This is a genomic window from Aliirhizobium cellulosilyticum, assembly GCF_014198105.1.
Taxonomy (GTDB): domain Bacteria; phylum Pseudomonadota; class Alphaproteobacteria; order Rhizobiales; family Rhizobiaceae; genus Neorhizobium; species Neorhizobium cellulosilyticum.
Genome location: NZ_JACIGW010000001.1, coordinates 1,443,212 through 1,459,062, shown reverse-complemented (window position 1 = coordinate 1,459,062; position 15,851 = coordinate 1,443,212). Strand labels below are relative to the sequence as shown.

Genomic DNA, 15,851 nt, shown 5'->3' with positions numbered 1-15,851 from the left:
CTTAATTCACCATAAAAGACCTGTCGCTACTGTGAGCATGAATCGGATGGACTGCGGGGGAATGATGCGAAGTTTTCTGCTTCGGTTTTTTGTGCTGGCTGCGACCGCATTGCAGGCGGCAGGGAACGTATGGGCGCAGGAAGCGCAACCCGTTTTCGCGACAAAGGCGAAGCAGGCGTATCTCATTGAGGCAGCGACGGGCACCGTGCTCTTGGCTGTCAACGAAAATCAGTCCTTTCCGGCAGCATCGCTTGCCAAGCTGATGACGATGGAAGTCGTTTTCGATGCCTTGAAAAGCGGCGCGATTTCACCCGAGACGCTATATCCGGTCAGCGAATATGCCTGGCGCACGGGCGGTGCGCCTTCCGGTACGACAACAATGTTTGCCGCGTTGAAATCTCAGGTGCCGGTGGCCGACCTGATGCGCGGCGTGATCATCCAGAATGCCAATGACGCCTGTATCATTCTGGCGGAGGGTATTGCGCGCTCCGAAGGTGAATTTGCGGCCCGCATGACGGCAAAGGCCAAGGATATCGGTCTGGCGCGTTCCACATTCGGCAACGCCACAGGTTTGCCTTATGCTGAAAGTTGGACGACCGCGCGCGATCTGGTTGAGCTTTCGCGGCATCTCTATCGAAACTATCCGGAATATTACCCTCTTTATGCGCAGCCGGATTTCGCCTGGAACAAGATATTCCAGCGCAACAAGAACCCGCTTCTGTCACTTAATATGGGGGTAGACGGTTTGGGGGCCGGTTTTGCCGAAGGGACAGGTTATGCGCTAGCCGCTTCGGTCGCGAGAGATAATACGCGCCTCTTCCTCGCCCTCGGCGGCCTTGCCACGGACAAGGAGCGGACAGATGAAGCCAGACGCATTCTGGAGTGGGGATTGTCCTCGTTCGAGACCCGGGTTGTTTTTAAGGCGGGAGAGGTGATCGGGCAGGCGAGCATATATGGAGGTGTCGAAAGCAAGGTCGACCTCGTCACGCGAGAACCTGTCGATATTTTCACGCCGAAGACCAACCCGGAAAGGCTGTCCGGACGGATCGTCTACAACTGGCCCCTGCGGGCGCCTGTCGCCCAGGGACGGGAGATCGCGACCTTGCGAATCTCGTCAGGCGACAGGGTGATCCGGGAAATCCCGCTTGAGGCCGCAGCTTCTGTGGAGGTCGGCGGTCTCAGGGCTCAGGCAAGCGATGCCCTGATGGAGCTACTGTTCTTCTGGCTTTGACGCCGAGTGAGCCGTGCCGAAAGTCGTTCCGAATTTCTGGCCGATGCGCTATATGCCGTTCAGACATAGACAGGTTCAAAGACAAGCGTGACAGATCGTTCGGGCATATTCATCACCTTCGAGGGCGGCGAGGGGGTCGGCAAGTCGACCCAGATCCGTCGGTTGGCCGATCGGCTTCGCCGTGCCGGTCACGATGTGCTGGTGACACGCGAACCGGGCGGATCTCCGGGCGCAGAAGCCGTTCGGCACGTTCTCCTCAGTGGAGCAGCCGAAACCTTCGGTGTCCGCATGGAGGCTATCCTGTTTGCCGCTGCCCGCAACGATCATGTCGAAGAGGTTATTCGCCCTGCGCTGGAAACGGGCGCAGTCGTGCTCTGCGATCGATTCGTCGATTCCTCACGAGTCTATCAGGGCGTCACCGGAAATCTCGAGCCAGGCTTCATCGAAGCCCTTCAGCGCATCGCCACAGACGGCGTCATGCCGGACCTCACCTTTATTCTCGATCTTCCGGCCGAGGCAGGTCTTGCCCGTGCACGCCGCCGCGGCGGCAGTGACGCGCCCGATCGCTTTGAGAAGGAAGAGGTCGATACACATGAAAAGCGGCGGCAGGCATATCTCGATATTGCGGCGGCCGAGCCGCGACGCTGCCGGGTTATAAACGCAGGTCGGCCGGAAGACGAAATCGCCGAGGAGATTTTCACGCTGGTGGAAACGGCGACTGAGGCGTCAGTCGCCGCGGAGCAGGTCTCGTGAGCGATACAGCCGCAAATGTTCTGGACGGAGCCATTCACCCGGCTGCAAATACGCAGCTATTCGGCCATTCGGGCGCGCAGGAGTTTCTGGCGCGTAGCTATCGTACCGGCAAGTCGCATCATGCGATACTGATCGAGGGGCCGGAAGGGATCGGTAAAGCGACGCTTGCGTTCCGGTTCGCAAACTACGTGCTTTCCAATCCAGAGCCGGGGCTTGCCCCGGTGACAATTCCGGATCCCGATCCGTCCACGCCGATCAGCCGGCAGATCCTGTCGGGGGCTTCCCATAACCTGCTGCACCTGACGCGGCCTGTGGACGACAAGACCGGCAAGGTGAAGAGTGCAATCACCGTCGACGAGGTAAGGCGGGCAGGGCATTTTTTCTCGCAGACCTCGGGCACCGGTAACCGGCGCATCGTCATCATAGATCCCGCCGATGACCTGAACAGGAATGCGGCCAACGCGATCCTGAAGATTTTGGAAGAACCACCGCGCGGGGCCATGTTTCTGGTTCTGTCGCACGCGCCCGGCAAGCTTCTGCCGACGATCCGCTCTCGCTGCCAGACACTCAAGCTGTCACCGCTCGGCGACAGCGAGTTGCGCCAGTCTCTGACTGCGCTCGGACAATCGATCGACGGCGGCCAGACGGCCGAGTCGGTGCAGCGGTTGGCCAAGGGCAGCGTCTCGCGCGCACTGAAGCTGAAGAATTATGGCGGGCTCGACATCATCGCCGCATTCGACGAGATTGTCGCCGGAGAGGGACCTTCTGCACGCAAGGCCATGCATCGGCTGGCCGATGTCCTGTCGGGCAAGGACAGCGAAGTGATCTTCACCTTCTTCCTCGAGCACTTAAGCGAGTATCTCGTGGAACAGGCCCGTGGCGCGGCGTTGCAGGGGCAATTGGCGATTGCCGATAAGCGGGCGAAGCTGGTCAGCGAGATCGTCGAGAAAATCACTGTGTCGACCGCCTATAATCTCGACAAGAAACAGACGCTTCTGTCTATCCTGGAAGCAGCAAAAGCGGCCTGACGATCGGCCGTTAACGGCTCCCATAAGGAAGTTTGGGTTTCGCATCAGGCAAACATGCGCTAAGAGCGGCATGACCCGCGCCGCTGTGCCGCGAAAAACCATTTTCCGAGTGTATCGATGTCCGACAAGACGCCTTTCTACATCACCACCGCGATTTCCTATCCGAACGGCAAGCCGCATATCGGCCATGCCTACGAACTTATCGCGACCGATGCCATGGCGCGCTTCCAGCGCCTTGATGGAAAAGACGTCTTCTTCCTGACCGGTACTGACGAACATGGCCAGAAGATGCAGCAGACCGCACGCAAGGAAGGCATTTCGCCTGAAGAGCTAGCGGAGCGCAATTCCAATGAATTCCGCGCCATGGGCAAGGTACTCAACGCCTCTAACGACGATTTCATCCGCACCACTGAGCTGCGCCATCATGAGGCGTGCCAGATCATGTGGAACCGGATGGCCGACAATGGCGACATCTACAAGGACAGCTATGCCGGCTGGTATTCCGTCCGTGATGAAGCCTATTACGCCGAGGACGAAACGGAAGTTCGCGACGGCGTGCGTTACGGCGGGCAGGGGACGCCGGTCGAGTGGGTTGAGGAGTCGAGCTACTTCTTCAAGCTTTCGGCCTATCAGGACCGGCTGCTGAAGCTTTACGAGGAACAGCCCGACTTCATCGGCCCGGCCGAGCGTCGCAACGAGATCATTTCCTTCGTCAAATCCGGCCTGAAGGATCTTTCGATCTCGCGCACGACCTTCGACTGGGGCGTGAAGGTTCCCAACGATCCGGAACATGTAATGTATGTGTGGGTCGATGCGTTGACCAATTATGTGACCGCGACCGGCCTTCTGACTGATGAAAACGGTCCGCGGGCGAAATTCTGGCCGGCGGATGCGCATATCATCGGCAAGGACATCATCCGCTTCCACACGGTCTACTGGCCCGCCTTCCTGATGTCGGCCAAGCTGCCGTTGCCCAAGCGCGTCTATGCGCATGGTTTCGTGCTGGCCAAGGGTGGCGAGAAGATGTCGAAGTCGCTCGGCAACGTGCTCGATCCGTTCGAGCTGATCGAACATTTTGGCCTCGACGCGATCCGCTATTACCTGATGCGCGAGATCTCGTTCGGCCAGGATGGTTTCTGCAGCGAAGAGGCGATCGGTATCCGTATCAATGCCGACCTTGCCAACGGTATCGGCAACCTTGCCAGCCGTTCGCTGTCGATGATCGTCAAGAATTGCGACGGCCAGATCCCGACGCCGGGCGAACTGACCGAGGCCGACCGTGAGATGCTTGCCTCTGCCGATGCGCTGATTGCCACCTGCCGCGAGGAGATGGACAAGCAGATGATCCACAAGGCGCTGGCGGCGATCATTGCCGTCGTCTCCGAAACGGATCGTTATTTCGCCGGGCAGCAGCCATGGTCGCTGAAGAAGACCGATCCGGAGCGGATGGGTACGGTTCTTTATGTCACGGCCGAGGTCGTGCGCCAGATCGCCATTCTACTGCAGCCGTTCATGCCGGAATCATCGACCAAGCTGCTCAATCTGGTCGCCGCTTCTGCGGACGCACGGGATTTCGCAACACTGGGCGAAGCCGGACGCCTGAAGCCGGGCACCGTGCTTGAAGCACCGACGCCGGTCTTCCCACGTTATGTCGCGCCCGAGGCAACGGCCTGAGAAAGAAAAGGACGGTCCGGCATGTCCGCCGGATCGTCGCCCATATTGCAGTCAAGGTTTGAATAACGTGTCCATGCTGATCGATACCCATTGCCATCTGGATTTTGCCGAGTTCGATGAGGAGCGCGACCTGCTCATCGAGCGAGCGCATCAGGCCGGCGTGAAGCAGATGGTGACGATCTCCACGCGCGTAAAGAAACTCGAGACGCTGCTGGCAATTGCTGAAAAATACCCGTCCGTTTTCTGCTCTGTGGGCACGCACCCGAACAATGCCGGCGAGGAACTGGATATCCAGGCGGAAGACCTGATCCGCCTTGCCAATTCACATGAGAAGATCGTGGCGATCGGCGAAGCCGGCCTCGACTATTTCTATGACACGCAGACGCCGGCGGACCAGAAGACCGGTCTTGCCCGGCATATCGAAGCGGCGCGTGTCACAAAACTTCCGCTGGTCATCCATAGCCGAAGTGCCGACGAGGACATGATCGAAATCCTGACCGCGGAAAGCGGGAAGGGGGCATTTCCCTTCATCCTGCATTGCTTCTCGGCCGGACCCGACCTCGCCCGTGCCGGTATTGAACTGGGTGGCTACGTATCCTTCTCCGGCATCCTGACCTTTCCGAAATCCCAGGATATCCGCGACATAGCAAAAACCGTGCCGCTGGACCGCCTTCTGGTGGAAACAGACGCGCCGTTCCTGGCGCCGAAGCGCTGGCGCGGCAAACGTAACGAGCCATCCTATGTGGTCAATACGGCCGAGGTTCTGGCCGAGGTCCATGGCGTCAGCTGCGACGAGATGGCGACGATCACGACGGAAAACGCATTCCGCTGCTTCTCCAAGATGCCGAGGCTTTAAAGCGTGCCAGAGGTAGCAACCGGATACCGCAGGCGATTCACCATTCTGGGCTGTTCGTCATCTCCGGGTGTGCCGCGGCTGAATGGTGACTGGGGCGCTTGCGATCCCGAAAATCCCAAGAACAGGCGCACGCGCACGGCCTTTCTCATCGAGCAGATCGCTCCGGATGGCGGCCGTACGATCGTCGCTGTCGATACCGGGCCGGATTTTCGCGAGCAGATGATTGCGGCCAGGGTGCCGCGCATCGACGCCGTTCTCTACACGCATGCCCATGCCGACCATCTGCATGGCATCGATGACCTGCGTGGCTACGTTCTCTTGCAGAAGCACCGGATACCGATCTACGCCGATCCGCTGACGATGGAACGCATCCACCAAGGCTTCGGCTATTGCCTGGAAACGCCGCCCGGCGGAAATTATCCGCCGATCGTGACGCCGGTTCTGATCGAAAATCTTGACGACGAGATCGTGGTCGACGGCGCCGGCGGACCGATCCGGTTCCATGCGCATATGCAGGCCCATGGCGACGTTCATTCGCTGGGTTTCAGGATCGGTGACGTCGCTTACTGCACGGATGTCAGCGATTTTCCGGTAGAGAGCATCGAGCGGCTTTCCGGGCTCGACATACTGATCATCGACGCGCTGCAATATAAGCGGCATCCGAGCCATCTCTCGTTGGAGCAGGCTCTCGACTGGATCGCACGCCTTGGCGCTAAGCGCGCCATTCTCACGCATATGCATATTCCGCTCGACTATCAGACCGTGATGAACGAAACGCCGGATCATGTGGAGCCAGCATATGACGGATTGAGTTTCGAGATCGCTGTGCCGGGCAACGAGTTGTAAGGACGTCTCAAGGGATCTACGCAAGTCTCTGCTAGTTCGGCCGTATTCGTTTGTTCCATAATCTATCTTATGCGATATTCGTATGTGGCTAGGCTGGGTTCAAGGATGAAGTGCGACGAAGACATTCTCTCCGTGTTGCACTTTACGTTTAACCTAACTCGTTTGTCGCAGCCTTCGCCCTGCCCGATGAATTCGGGAACTCAGACAAACTTCGTCCAGTCGATGGAAAATATATAAGCCTGTCCTAAATGACCAAGTGGCCAGTTTGACCTTTGTTCTGCTGAACTGATGTTCGGATTGGCTAACTCTGCTTGTTTAAGTCGTGCATGCCAATTCGTTGCAAACCGGCGTTTCAAACCTGATGATTTTGAACTCGTCAGCGCCTCGCTCGTGAGGCTCGCAAAATGGAGGAAAGAGCTATGGTGAGTGGTCAATTGAAAGCATTGCTCGGCGTTCTTGCGGTCGCCGGATATCAGAACAGAGACAAGATCGCGGAAATGCTGCGCGGAATACAGAACCCTCAGGCTGGAGATCCGAATATCGCGCAACCGGATGGTCGATCGCCACAGCCTCAGACGGCCGGACTCGATGATCTGTTCGGCAAGTTAGCCGGCGGCGGCGGTGCCGGTGGGCTCGGTGGCTTGGGCGGCCTTCTTGGCGGACTTGCGTCCGGCGGGATTCTCAGCGGCGGTCTGGGCGATCTGTTGAAGACGTTCCAGCAGAACGGGCTTGGAGAAAAGGCCGAATCCTGGGTAAATCCAGGCGCTAACGAGGATATCGACGACGTTCAACTCGAACAGGCAATCGGACCCGACGTGCTCGAAGAGCTTTCGACGAAGACCGGCCTTTCGCGAGAAGAGATCCTCGCGCGCCTGAGCAAGGATCTGCCGCGTGCGATCGACGATCTGACGCCGGGCGGCCACCTACCCCGTGACGACGGGGATTTTAGGACCGTCTGAAATCCTGCGTCCGCGAGAGAGCGAGCCTTGCAACATCACGTCATGTCGGCCGAAATCTCCCGTTAAAAACAATTGTATTAAAGCCGCGGCATACTCGAAAAAGCGATGCAAGTCGTGTTTTTGAGCATGTCTCCTCGGATCGCGTGAGGCAGAGGCTTAAGGCCCTGCCCGCTTTTCGGCGAGAGCGGTCAACGCATCTCCGGCGAGCCGGTAGCGGATCCATTCATTTTGCGGTTCGGCACCGATGGCATCATAGACCTTGATTGCCGGTTCGTTCCAGTCGAGTACGCTCCATTCGAAACGGCCGCAGCCATTTTCCAGTGCAATCTGGGCCAGTCGCTGCAGCAATGCCTTGCCGGCTCCAAAACCTCGCGCGCTGGGCGTCACATAGAGGTCCTCCAGATACAACCCGTTGCGGGCTTGCCAGGTGGAATAGTTGAAGAACCAGATCGCCATGCCGATCGCTTGCCCGTCCTTTTCGCAGATCAGCGCCTGCGTCACCGAGCGGGGACCGAAGATCGACTGTTCGATCGTCTCGACGGTTGCTGCCACTTCGTGCTCGGCTTTTTCATAGATCGCAAGTTCGCGAATGAAGCCAAGCAGGGTTGCGGCATCACCACGCGTGGCGGGGCGAATAGAGAGTGACATCAATCGTCTCCGGAATTCAGTTTAAAAGCTGGATGAGGCTGCCGAACTTATTCGGCGGCGTCCTGGATTTCGGGAATTTCGAGCTCGTAGGCATAACCGTCGAGCATGCCATAGGCCTGTTCGATCGTCTTGATCTCGGCTTCGGACTTCGAAATCGCCTCGCCGATCGTCTCGCAACGCGCCTTCAGCATGCGCCCCAGCACGTCGGTTCCGGGCTTGCGGCCCATCCGGTCCATGTGATTGCGGATGCGGGCGCGATGCCGTTCCATTTCCAGGATATGGAAACGTGCGCTGACGATCCGGTCGGTCAACTTGCGGCGCATGGAGGCGACGGGATCGAATGAACCAGGCTCGCGCTCGTCGAGGATCATCTCGTTGACGAGCGTTTCCAGAATGACGAGCCCCTGAAGGTCCCTGGTATCCGCCAGTTCCGGATCATAGCCGGTATCGTCGAAAACCTTGCGGCGCACGGGATCGAGCAGCAGTTCATAAGCCCGCTTCAGGTCGCCGAAAGCCTCCTGGTCGCCACCTGCGTCCGGATGAGCCGTTTTCACACGCTTCCTGTAGGCGGATTTTACCGCCGCGTTATCTGCGTCTCGCGAAAGGCCCAGAATGTCATAGGGGTCGATCAAGGAGCGTCACCTGTCTTCGGCATGTCATGCTTGGAGCAATCTTAGTCGTAAGCGTTAAGCCTCGATGGCTCAACCCCTTACCCATTCTTATGGCCAATTATGGGCGGCTTCCCACCCTGCCCGGCTTTGCCCACAATTATTGTTTTCTGAAGCGAAACGGGCGTTTACCTTCCGCAACCGGTGCCATCAGGAAACTTATGAAAACGCAGGGCAGAAGCACCAGGAAAGTCGCGGTCAGGCTCACATGCTCGGCAATGAAGCCGAGAAGCGGTGGAACGCCGATGGTGGACAACATCAAGGTCAGGGCGAGAGCCGCCAGGTTTTCCGATGGCTGGCCCTTGCCGAGCGCGATGGTGGTGGCAACTGCCAGCGGGAAGGCCAGAGCGATACCGCAGCCAATCAGGAAGAGTGCCACGCCCGCATATATGTAGGATGGAGACGAGACCAGAAGCACGATGCCGACCGCGACCGTCACTGCCGACATGCGGATCAGAGCCAGCGCGCCAAAACGATCGCGCAGCATGTCGCCCATCATGCGGGTCAGGCCCATGCCGATGGTGAATGCGGCGTAGAGCGTGCCGGCGAGCGCCGGGTCTACGCGCAATTCCTCACGCAGGAAGAAGATGCCCCAGTCATAAATCGCGCCCTCGACAATGCAGAGACCGAAGACCATGACGCAGATCAGCAGGATAGTGCGATCCGGCAGGACATAGGCGGAGCGACGTTTTGTCGTGGGTACGGCCGGCGGGTCGGCGGGCGTCAACAGGAAGACCGTGAGACAGGCAAGAAGAACAAGCGCAGCCGCCATGCTCTGCTGGATTGTCGGGGAAATCCCCTCCTCCGCCAGAAAACCGGATGCAAGCGAGCCGACCAGAAGGCCGACCGACCAGAAACCGTGACTGCGGGAGAGGACCTTGACGCCCGTGCGCGCCTCGATGCCGGCGGAGATCATGTTTGCCGCGACGTCGAAAATGGTACGGAAAAATCCGAAAAGAAAGAAACAAAAGATGAAACCCGGCAGCGGAAAGATCGTCAGCAGCGGGCTCAAAAGCGCAACGATCGGCAGCATGGTGACGGCGGTCAGACGCGGCGTCAGGCGATCGGTGATGCGGCCGGCGATCGGCAGGGCAAGAAAGGTTCCGATGGGAGCGCTGAGCAGCGCGAGGCCGAGCACCGCCTTGTCGACTTGAAGGGTTTCCTGGATGGAAGGCAGGCGGGTGAACAGTGAAATGAAGAGAATGGCATTGCTGAAATAGAGCAAGGCCGGGGGCAGAAGAGTCATAAAGGGTATCCGATCGAATCAGGCACGGCATTCGTCGCAAAAGGTCACGGGAACAACAAGCGCGTATGACAGGACCCTGCCCTGCATTACAAAGCAGCCGGCTTCAATTACGCGATCTGCCGATAAAATTCGCATGCCCATCTTTTCAGCGGTCAGAAACGCGCTACCATCAATCTTCTTGCTGGAGAACGTCTGATGGTCGCTCGCTTTGCTTCGCTGGTTGCTACTCTGGTGCTTGTCGCTCCTCCTGTCGTCCATGCCGAGGACCCTGCATTGCAGGCCCAGTCGGTGATTTCGGAACAAATAAGGGCGCTGATGCGGGACGATGCGGAGAAGGCTTATTCATACGCCTCCCCCGATATCCGGATGATGTATCCCGACGAGAATGCATTCCTGACTATGGTGCAGAAAAATTACGAGGCAGTCTATCACGCAGGAAACTATGCCTTCGGCCGCTCTAAACTGGTCGGCGGCGGCGAGATGGTGTTTCAGGAGGTGATGATCACCGGGCCGGGCGGCAAGGACTGGACCGCGATCTACGAAATGCGGCTGATGGACGACGGCACCTACAAGGTGAATGGCGTCAGGATGATGAAAAACTCAACGAGCACCGGCATCTGACGAGAAACCGTTGCTAAAGCGGCGCGGCCGACAACATCTCGTCCGCATCCTCTCGACTGAGACCGATAACGCGCCGGGCTATATGGGAACCGAAGCCGTTACGCGCGAGTGAAGACAATTCCTTGAGGATCCGCTTTTCATCGGCGTGCTCGCGCCGATAGGGCCCGAAGCCGCGGCGTCGCGCATAGGCGAGCGCGGCCTGGAGATCGTCGGCATCTTCAAGGGCGACCGCAGCGGTTTCTGAGGTTATGCCTTTCTCCTGCAGCTTTCGTTGCAGCATGCGCCGTGAGCGCCCCGTCCGCACGCCCGAACGAACCTTGGTCTCGGCATAATTCGCATCATCGAGGCAGCCCAGTGTACGGCCGCATTCGAGCGCGGCCGCAGCCAAGATCTGCAGGTCTTCGTCGGAAATATCCTCGAACTTCTGCCTGGCCTTTCGCTTGATGGCGTCGGCCAGCTCGCGTTCGGACATCATCCTGCGCGACAGCCGATAGATGGCGGAATTGCGCGCCCAAGCCAGCATGCGTGGCGTGACAACGATTGCCTGATCCTGCTCGCTCTCTCCGCTCACGCCGACAAAACTCCTTAGAGTGGGGCGATATCGCCCTTGGCCCAGTTTTCCTGGGTTTCGGCGTAGAAGTCGGCGAACCGACCTTCCTCGATCGACTGGCGGATGCCCTTCATCAGGTCCTGATAGTAGTTCAGGTTGTTCCAGGAGAGCAGCATGCCGCCCAGCGCCTCGTCGGAGCGAATGAGGTGATGCAGATAGGCGCGGGAATAATCACGTGCGGCCGGGCAGTTGGACTCTTCGTCCAGCGGGCGCATGTCTTCGGCATGGCGGGCATTGCGGATGTTGACGCGGCCGCGGCGGGTGAACGCCAGACCATGTCGGCCGGAGCGGGTCGGCATGACGCAGTCGAACATGTCGATACCACGGGCAACGGACTTTAGAAGATCGTCCGGCGTGCCGACGCCCATCAGGTAACGCGGCTTTTCGGTCGGCAGAACGGGAAGCGTCGTTTCCAGCATCGAGAGCATGACATCCTGCGGTTCGCCGACTGCCAGACCACCCACAGCATAGCCCTTGAGATCTAGCTGCTTCAGGCCTTCGGCGGAGCGGATGCGCAGGGCCGGCTGATCGCCGCCCTGAACGATTCCGAACATCGCCTTGCCCGGCTGATCGCCGAAGGCAACGCGGCAGCGCTCGGCCCAGCGCAACGACAGTTCCATGGCGCGTTCGATTTCCTGCGGCTCGGCCGGCAGTGCCACACATTCGTCGAGCTGCATCTGGATGTCGGAACCGAGCAGACCCTGGATCTCGATAGAGCGTTCCGGCGACATATGGTGCAGCGAACCATCGACATGGCTCTTGAAGGTGACGCCCTTCTCGTCGAGCTTGCGCAGGCCGGACAAGGACATGACCTGGAAACCGCCGCTATCCGTTAGGATCGGACCATCCCAGCGGATCAGCTTGTGCAGGCCACCGAGGCGCGCGACGCGCTCAGCGCCGGGGCGCAACATCAGGTGATAGGTATTGCCGAGGATGATATCGGCGCCGGTGTCCTTGACCTGGTCGAGATACATCGCCTTGACCGTGCCGACGGTGCCGACCGGCATGAAGGCGGGAGTACGGATCGTGCCGCGCGGCATGGAGACTTCGCCAAGGCGCGCGCCGGCGTCGGTCTTCTTCAGGGTGAACTGGAAATTCTCGGTGCTCATCTAGTCTTTCCGAAATAGCAGGCTGGAATCGCCGTAGGAATAGAAGCGATAACCTGTCTTGATGGCATGGGCATAGGCGTCCTGCATCGTCTCCAGGCCGCAAAAGGCCGAGACGAGCATGAACAGGGTGGATTTCGGCAGGTGGAAATTGGTCATCAGCATGTCCACCGCCTTGAAGCGGTAGCCGGGTGTGATGAAGATGCCGGTCGGGCCGCTCCACGGCTCGATCGTGCCGCCATCGACGGCGGCGCTTTCGATCAGCCGCAGCGAGGTCGTGCCGACACAGATGATGCGCCCGCCCCTCGCCTTCACGGCGTTGAGCTTTGCAGCAGTTTCGGCGCTCACATACCCGATTTCCTGATGCATCTTGTGGTCGACCGTATCATCCACCTTCATCGGCAGGAAGGTGCCCGCGCCGACATGCAGCGTGACGAAATGCCGTTCGATGCCGGCGGCATCGAGCTTCGCGAAAAGATCAGGTGTGAAATGCAGGCCGGCGGTGGGGGCCGCAACGGCTCCGTCCTCGCGGGCATAGATGGTCTGGTAATCCTGCCGATCCTTTGCATCCTCCGCACGCTTGGCGGCGATATAGGGCGGCAGCGGGATATGGCCGACGGACATGATCGCCTCGTCGAGCGCCGTGCCGGAAAGATCGAAGCGGAGCGTAACCTCACCGCCCTCGCCTTTCTCTTCCACCGTCGCCATCAACGAGCCGAGCTGACATGTCTCCGCCGAGTGACCAAATTCGATACGATCACCGATCTTGATGCGTTTGCCGGGCTTGGCGAATGCCTTCCAGACATCGGGCTCACTGCGCATATGCAGCGTTGCCGAAACCTGCTGGCCGCCCGCGCCTTCGCGGTGCCTGATGCCCTCGAGCTGCGCCGGAATGACCTTGGTATCGTTGAACACCAGCGCATCGCCGGGTTCCAAGAAGTCCGCCAGTTCGGAAACACGGTGATTCGCGAGAACCAGGTCGGCATCCGGGCGCACGACGAGAAAACGCGCGCTGTCACGCGGGTTTGCGGGCCGCAGAGCGATGTTTTCTTCCGGCAGATCGAAATCGAAAAGTTCGACACGCATGGTGTAGTTTCGGGCCTGTTCTTGAAATGCGGAAGCCCGCCCCGTCCTTTAAAGGAACGGAGCGGGCCAAAGGCGAAAGCTCGACTTAAACGTCGGCTGCGACGCGGACCGAGACGATCGAATCCGGATCCTGTACCGGCTCGCCCTTCTTGATCTGGTCGATGATGTCCATGCCTTCGATGACTTGGCCCCAGACCGAATACTGCTTGTTCAGCCACGGAGCGTCGGTGAAGCAGATGAAGAACTGCGAGTTGGCGGAGTTCGGGTTCTGCGAACGGGCCATGGAGCAGGTGCCGCGAACGTGCGGAACAGCCGAGAATTCAGCCTGCAGGTCCGGCTTTTCGGAACCGCCCATGCCGGCGCGCGACGGGTTGAAGCTTTCGCCGCCCTTCTTGCCGAACTTGACGTCGCCGGTCTGTGCCATGAAATCCGGGATGACGCGGTGGAAGACTACGCCGTCATAGGCTTCTTCGCGAGCCAGTTCCTTGATGCGGGCAACGTGGCCCGGAGCGAGGTCCGGCAGAAGCGAGATCACGACCTTGCCCTTGGTGGTTTCCATGATGAGGGTGTTTTCGGGATCCTTGATCTCCGCCATGTGTATCTCCTTGCTTGCCTCTCGGGCTTTCTTCTAGTGGAAAATCGCGGCTTTGTGCCGTTACTTCTTGGTGACCGTGACCTTGATCATCTTGTCGGGGTTGCTGACTTCGCCATTGCCGCCCTCGCCGCGCTTGATCTTGTCGACGAATTCCATGCCCGACTGGACCTGACCGACGACCGTATACTGGCCGTTCAGGAAAGCACCTTCGTCAAACATGATGAAGAACTGCGAATTGGCCGAGTTCGGGCTCTGAGACCGCGCCATACCGACGGTGCCGCGCTTGAACGGGACCTTCGAAAATTCCGCCGGAATATCCGGCATCTCGGAGCCGCCCATGCCGGCACGCTTGGGGTTGAATTTCGCACCGCCCTGCTTGCCGAATTCGACATCGCCCGTCTGGGCCATGAAGCCATCGATGACGCGGTGGAAGACAACGTTGTCGTACTCGCCCTTGGAGGCGAGCGCTTCTATCTGGGCAACGTGCTTCGGCGCAACTTCCGGCGCAAGCTTGATGACGACCGGACCGTCCTTCAACTGGATAGTCAGGAGATCGTCAGCATAGGCGGCACCCGCCATGGATGCGAAGGCGACCAGACAGGCAAAGGCAGAGTGAAGCAATTTCATTGGAAACTCCGTGTTTCTGAACAAATCAGCGAGCAAATCTCGATTTCAAGGCCGCGAGCACGGTTGGCGGTACAAAAGCGGCCACATCGCCGCCCATGGCCGCGATCTGACGGACCAATGTGGCGGTTATGGGCCGCGACGCGGTGCCTGCCGGCAGGAAGACAGTCTGAACGTCAGGCGCCATCTGGCGGTTCATGCCGGCCATCTGCATTTCGTAGTCCAGATCCGTCCCGTCACGCAGGCCGCGGATCAGAAGTTTTGCACCATTTGCGCGGGCAGCATCTACAACGAGGCGGTCGAAGGACACGACATCTATATTGGCAGCCTTTTCCGGCAGCGCTTCCTTGAGCGACGCACGGATCAGTTCTGCCCGTTCCTCGAAGGAAAACAGCGGTGTCTTGCCGGGATGAACGCCGATCGCGATGATGACGCGGTCAGCGACCTGCAGTGCCTGAACCAGAACATCCAGATGCCCGTTCGTCATCGGATCGAAGGATCCGGGATAGAAAGCGGTCGTCATGCCTAGGCCCAGCCCCTGACTTTGCCGATTAAGATTCCCCGGCCTTTTGTCACGTCGCCCCCTCGTCTGCAAGGGTCAGAGGCTATCGATGCCGTGAATGCAAGATGAACGGGCCATTCAAGGTCGTTTCAGCGGCAGTTTGTTTTACTCCACATCAGCGGCAGGGCTTCCTGCCCGATCATGGAGAGAAAAATGCTGGTTATGGTCGTTCTTGGTGCTGTTCTTGCAGCGTTTCTCATCGAAGGCGCCCTTTTCGCCCTGGAACAGAACGACGCCTGACAAATGCAAAAGATGAACGCCAGATGAACAGCCCTTTCAGGCAGGCTTCAGAGGCGTTCAGTTAAGTTTCTCTCAAAATGCGGTGGAACCCGTGTGTGCTTGATGCGCCGGGCCAGTTAAGAAGGAATGCGGATATGTTTAAGCGGAACCCGATGGCGCTCGACAAGGTCACCATGATCAATGTCGTCTGGACGTCCATGATCGCAGTCATGCTGACCGCGACGGTAACCCTTTACCAGAACAAGTCCGATCCGTCGGAGATGAACTACTCGCAGATGTCGGGTCGTTATCAGGACGTTTCCTACTATTAATCAGGCCGAACGGGCCTGACCCTCGGAGGCAGGTCATGTTCGACACTCTAGCAATTCTTGCAGTTCTGATCAGCAGTCTGTGTATCGCGTCAGTGACTCTGATGGTTTCCGCGCTTCACCGCCCGCGCGGAGACATTGAGGATTTCGCTCGCAGACACAGCGCCTTTTGATTGAAACCTCACCTCAG

At 58.9% G+C, this 15,851-nt stretch carries 18 protein-coding genes; 9 read left to right on the top strand and 9 right to left on the bottom strand.

Annotation, left to right across the window (positions count from 1 at the left end):
• Positions 1-61: 61 nt before the first annotated feature.
• The 7 genes from GGE33_RS06845 (at position 62) to GGE33_RS06815 (ending at position 7,347) form a co-directional block, all read left to right on the top strand.
• The gene (locus tag GGE33_RS06845) at positions 62-1,231 is read left to right on the top strand and encodes a D-alanyl-D-alanine carboxypeptidase family protein (RefSeq protein ID WP_183821686.1); all 1,170 of its coding nucleotides are present in this window, start codon (positions 62-64) and stop codon (positions 1,229-1,231) included.
• Positions 1,232-1,318: 87 nt separating this feature from the next.
• A complete protein-coding gene (gene tmk / locus GGE33_RS06840) occupies positions 1,319-1,984 on the top strand; it encodes a dTMP kinase (RefSeq protein WP_183821685.1) in 666 nt (221 codons plus the stop codon).
• Complete coding sequence (locus GGE33_RS06835; protein WP_183821684.1) at positions 1,981-3,012, top strand: DNA polymerase III subunit delta'; 1,032 nt, start codon at positions 1,981-1,983, stop codon at positions 3,010-3,012. Before tmk ends, GGE33_RS06835 begins: the two co-directional genes overlap by 4 nt.
• A gap of 117 nt (positions 3,013-3,129) precedes the next feature.
• Positions 3,130-4,686, top strand: coding sequence for a methionine--tRNA ligase (gene metG, locus GGE33_RS06830; protein WP_148148432.1), 1,557 nt, complete (start codon positions 3,130-3,132; stop codon positions 4,684-4,686).
• Between the two features lie 73 nt (positions 4,687-4,759).
• Positions 4,760-5,542: a TatD family hydrolase gene (locus GGE33_RS06825; RefSeq protein ID WP_183821683.1), complete on the top strand. Its 783-nt coding sequence runs from the start codon at positions 4,760-4,762 to the stop codon at positions 5,540-5,542.
• 3 nt (positions 5,543-5,545) lie between these two features.
• Positions 5,546-6,388, top strand: a complete 843-nt coding sequence (locus GGE33_RS06820; protein WP_183821682.1) for an MBL fold metallo-hydrolase — start codon at positions 5,546-5,548, stop codon at positions 6,386-6,388.
• Positions 6,389-6,807: 419 nt separating this feature from the next.
• On the top strand, positions 6,808-7,347 hold the full coding sequence (locus GGE33_RS06815) for a YidB family protein (RefSeq protein ID WP_183821681.1): 540 nt from the start codon (positions 6,808-6,810) through the stop codon (positions 7,345-7,347).
• A gap of 156 nt (positions 7,348-7,503) precedes the next feature.
• Here the strand turns inward: GGE33_RS06815 and GGE33_RS06810 are convergent, their stop codons facing one another.
• The 3 genes from GGE33_RS06810 to GGE33_RS06800 form a co-directional block, all read right to left on the bottom strand.
• Positions 7,504-7,995, bottom strand: coding sequence for a GNAT family N-acetyltransferase (locus tag GGE33_RS06810; RefSeq protein ID WP_183821680.1), 492 nt, complete (start codon positions 7,993-7,995; stop codon positions 7,504-7,506).
• Positions 7,996-8,042: 47 nt separating this feature from the next.
• On the bottom strand, positions 8,043-8,627 hold the full coding sequence (locus GGE33_RS06805; RefSeq protein WP_183821679.1) for a J domain-containing protein: 585 nt from the start codon (positions 8,625-8,627) through the stop codon (positions 8,043-8,045).
• Positions 8,628-8,763: 136 nt separating this feature from the next.
• Entirely contained in the window at positions 8,764-9,909 is a 1,146-nt protein-coding gene (locus GGE33_RS06800) for an MFS transporter (RefSeq protein ID WP_148144365.1), read from the bottom strand.
• A gap of 195 nt (positions 9,910-10,104) precedes the next feature.
• On the opposite strand from GGE33_RS06800, the gene GGE33_RS06795 reads away from it, so the two are divergent.
• The gene (locus tag GGE33_RS06795) at positions 10,105-10,530 is read left to right on the top strand and encodes a DUF4864 domain-containing protein (protein ID WP_148144364.1); all 426 of its coding nucleotides are present in this window, start codon (positions 10,105-10,107) and stop codon (positions 10,528-10,530) included.
• A gap of 13 nt (positions 10,531-10,543) precedes the next feature.
• Here GGE33_RS06795 and GGE33_RS06790 read toward each other — a convergent pair whose 3' ends face one another.
• The 6 genes from GGE33_RS06790 to coaD form a co-directional block, all read right to left on the bottom strand.
• Positions 10,544-11,101: a regulatory protein RecX gene (locus tag GGE33_RS06790; RefSeq protein WP_394353612.1), complete on the bottom strand. Its 558-nt coding sequence runs from the start codon at positions 11,099-11,101 to the stop codon at positions 10,544-10,546.
• 14 nt (positions 11,102-11,115) lie between these two features.
• Positions 11,116-12,249 (bottom strand): tRNA guanosine(34) transglycosylase Tgt, encoded by a 1,134-nt coding sequence (gene tgt, locus GGE33_RS06785; RefSeq protein WP_148144363.1) that lies wholly within the window; start codon positions 12,247-12,249, stop codon positions 11,116-11,118.
• Positions 12,250-13,332 (bottom strand): tRNA preQ1(34) S-adenosylmethionine ribosyltransferase-isomerase QueA, encoded by a 1,083-nt coding sequence (gene queA, locus GGE33_RS06780; RefSeq protein ID WP_183821678.1) that lies wholly within the window; start codon positions 13,330-13,332, stop codon positions 12,250-12,252.
• A gap of 85 nt (positions 13,333-13,417) precedes the next feature.
• Complete coding sequence (locus GGE33_RS06775) at positions 13,418-13,927, bottom strand: peptidylprolyl isomerase (RefSeq protein ID WP_148144361.1); 510 nt, start codon at positions 13,925-13,927, stop codon at positions 13,418-13,420.
• A 60-nt stretch (positions 13,928-13,987) separates the two neighbouring features.
• Complete coding sequence (locus GGE33_RS06770; protein WP_183821677.1) at positions 13,988-14,554, bottom strand: peptidylprolyl isomerase; 567 nt, start codon at positions 14,552-14,554, stop codon at positions 13,988-13,990.
• Positions 14,555-14,579: 25 nt separating this feature from the next.
• Entirely contained in the window at positions 14,580-15,074 is a 495-nt protein-coding gene (coaD, locus tag GGE33_RS06765) for a pantetheine-phosphate adenylyltransferase (RefSeq protein ID WP_183821676.1), read from the bottom strand.
• Positions 15,075-15,487: 413 nt separating this feature from the next.
• On the opposite strand from coaD, the gene GGE33_RS06760 reads away from it, so the two are divergent.
• Entirely contained in the window at positions 15,488-15,664 is a 177-nt protein-coding gene (locus GGE33_RS06760; protein WP_183822475.1) for a hypothetical protein, read from the top strand.
• Positions 15,665-15,851: the final 187 nt, after the last annotated feature.

Excerpts from the sequence above, each read along its gene's own strand:
- GGE33_RS06845 (WP_183821686.1), top strand. The coding sequence starts at position 62 with ATGATGCGAAGTTTTCTGCTTCGGTTTTTTGTGCTGGCTGCGACCGCA.
- queA (WP_183821678.1), bottom strand. The coding sequence starts at position 13,332 with ATGCGTGTCGAACTTTTCGATTTCGATCTGCCGGAAGAAAACATCGCT.
- GGE33_RS06775 (WP_148144361.1), bottom strand. The coding sequence starts at position 13,927 with ATGGCGGAGATCAAGGATCCCGAAAACACCCTCATCATGGAAACCACC.
- GGE33_RS06825 (WP_183821683.1), top strand. The coding sequence starts at position 4,760 with ATGCTGATCGATACCCATTGCCATCTGGATTTTGCCGAGTTCGATGAG.
- GGE33_RS06810 (WP_183821680.1), bottom strand. The coding sequence starts at position 7,995 with ATGTCACTCTCTATTCGCCCCGCCACGCGTGGTGATGCCGCAACCCTG.
- GGE33_RS06760 (WP_183822475.1), top strand. The coding sequence starts at position 15,488 with ATGTTTAAGCGGAACCCGATGGCGCTCGACAAGGTCACCATGATCAAT.
- tgt (WP_148144363.1), bottom strand. The coding sequence starts at position 12,249 with ATGAGCACCGAGAATTTCCAGTTCACCCTGAAGAAGACCGACGCCGGC.
- coaD (WP_183821676.1), bottom strand. The coding sequence starts at position 15,074 with ATGACGACCGCTTTCTATCCCGGATCCTTCGATCCGATGACGAACGGG.
- GGE33_RS06815 (WP_183821681.1), top strand. The coding sequence starts at position 6,808 with ATGGTGAGTGGTCAATTGAAAGCATTGCTCGGCGTTCTTGCGGTCGCC.
- metG (WP_148148432.1), top strand. The coding sequence starts at position 3,130 with ATGTCCGACAAGACGCCTTTCTACATCACCACCGCGATTTCCTATCCG.
- GGE33_RS06770 (WP_183821677.1), bottom strand. The coding sequence starts at position 14,554 with ATGAAATTGCTTCACTCTGCCTTTGCCTGTCTGGTCGCCTTCGCATCC.
- GGE33_RS06800 (WP_148144365.1), bottom strand. The coding sequence starts at position 9,909 with ATGACTCTTCTGCCCCCGGCCTTGCTCTATTTCAGCAATGCCATTCTC.
- GGE33_RS06795 (WP_148144364.1), top strand. The coding sequence starts at position 10,105 with ATGGTCGCTCGCTTTGCTTCGCTGGTTGCTACTCTGGTGCTTGTCGCT.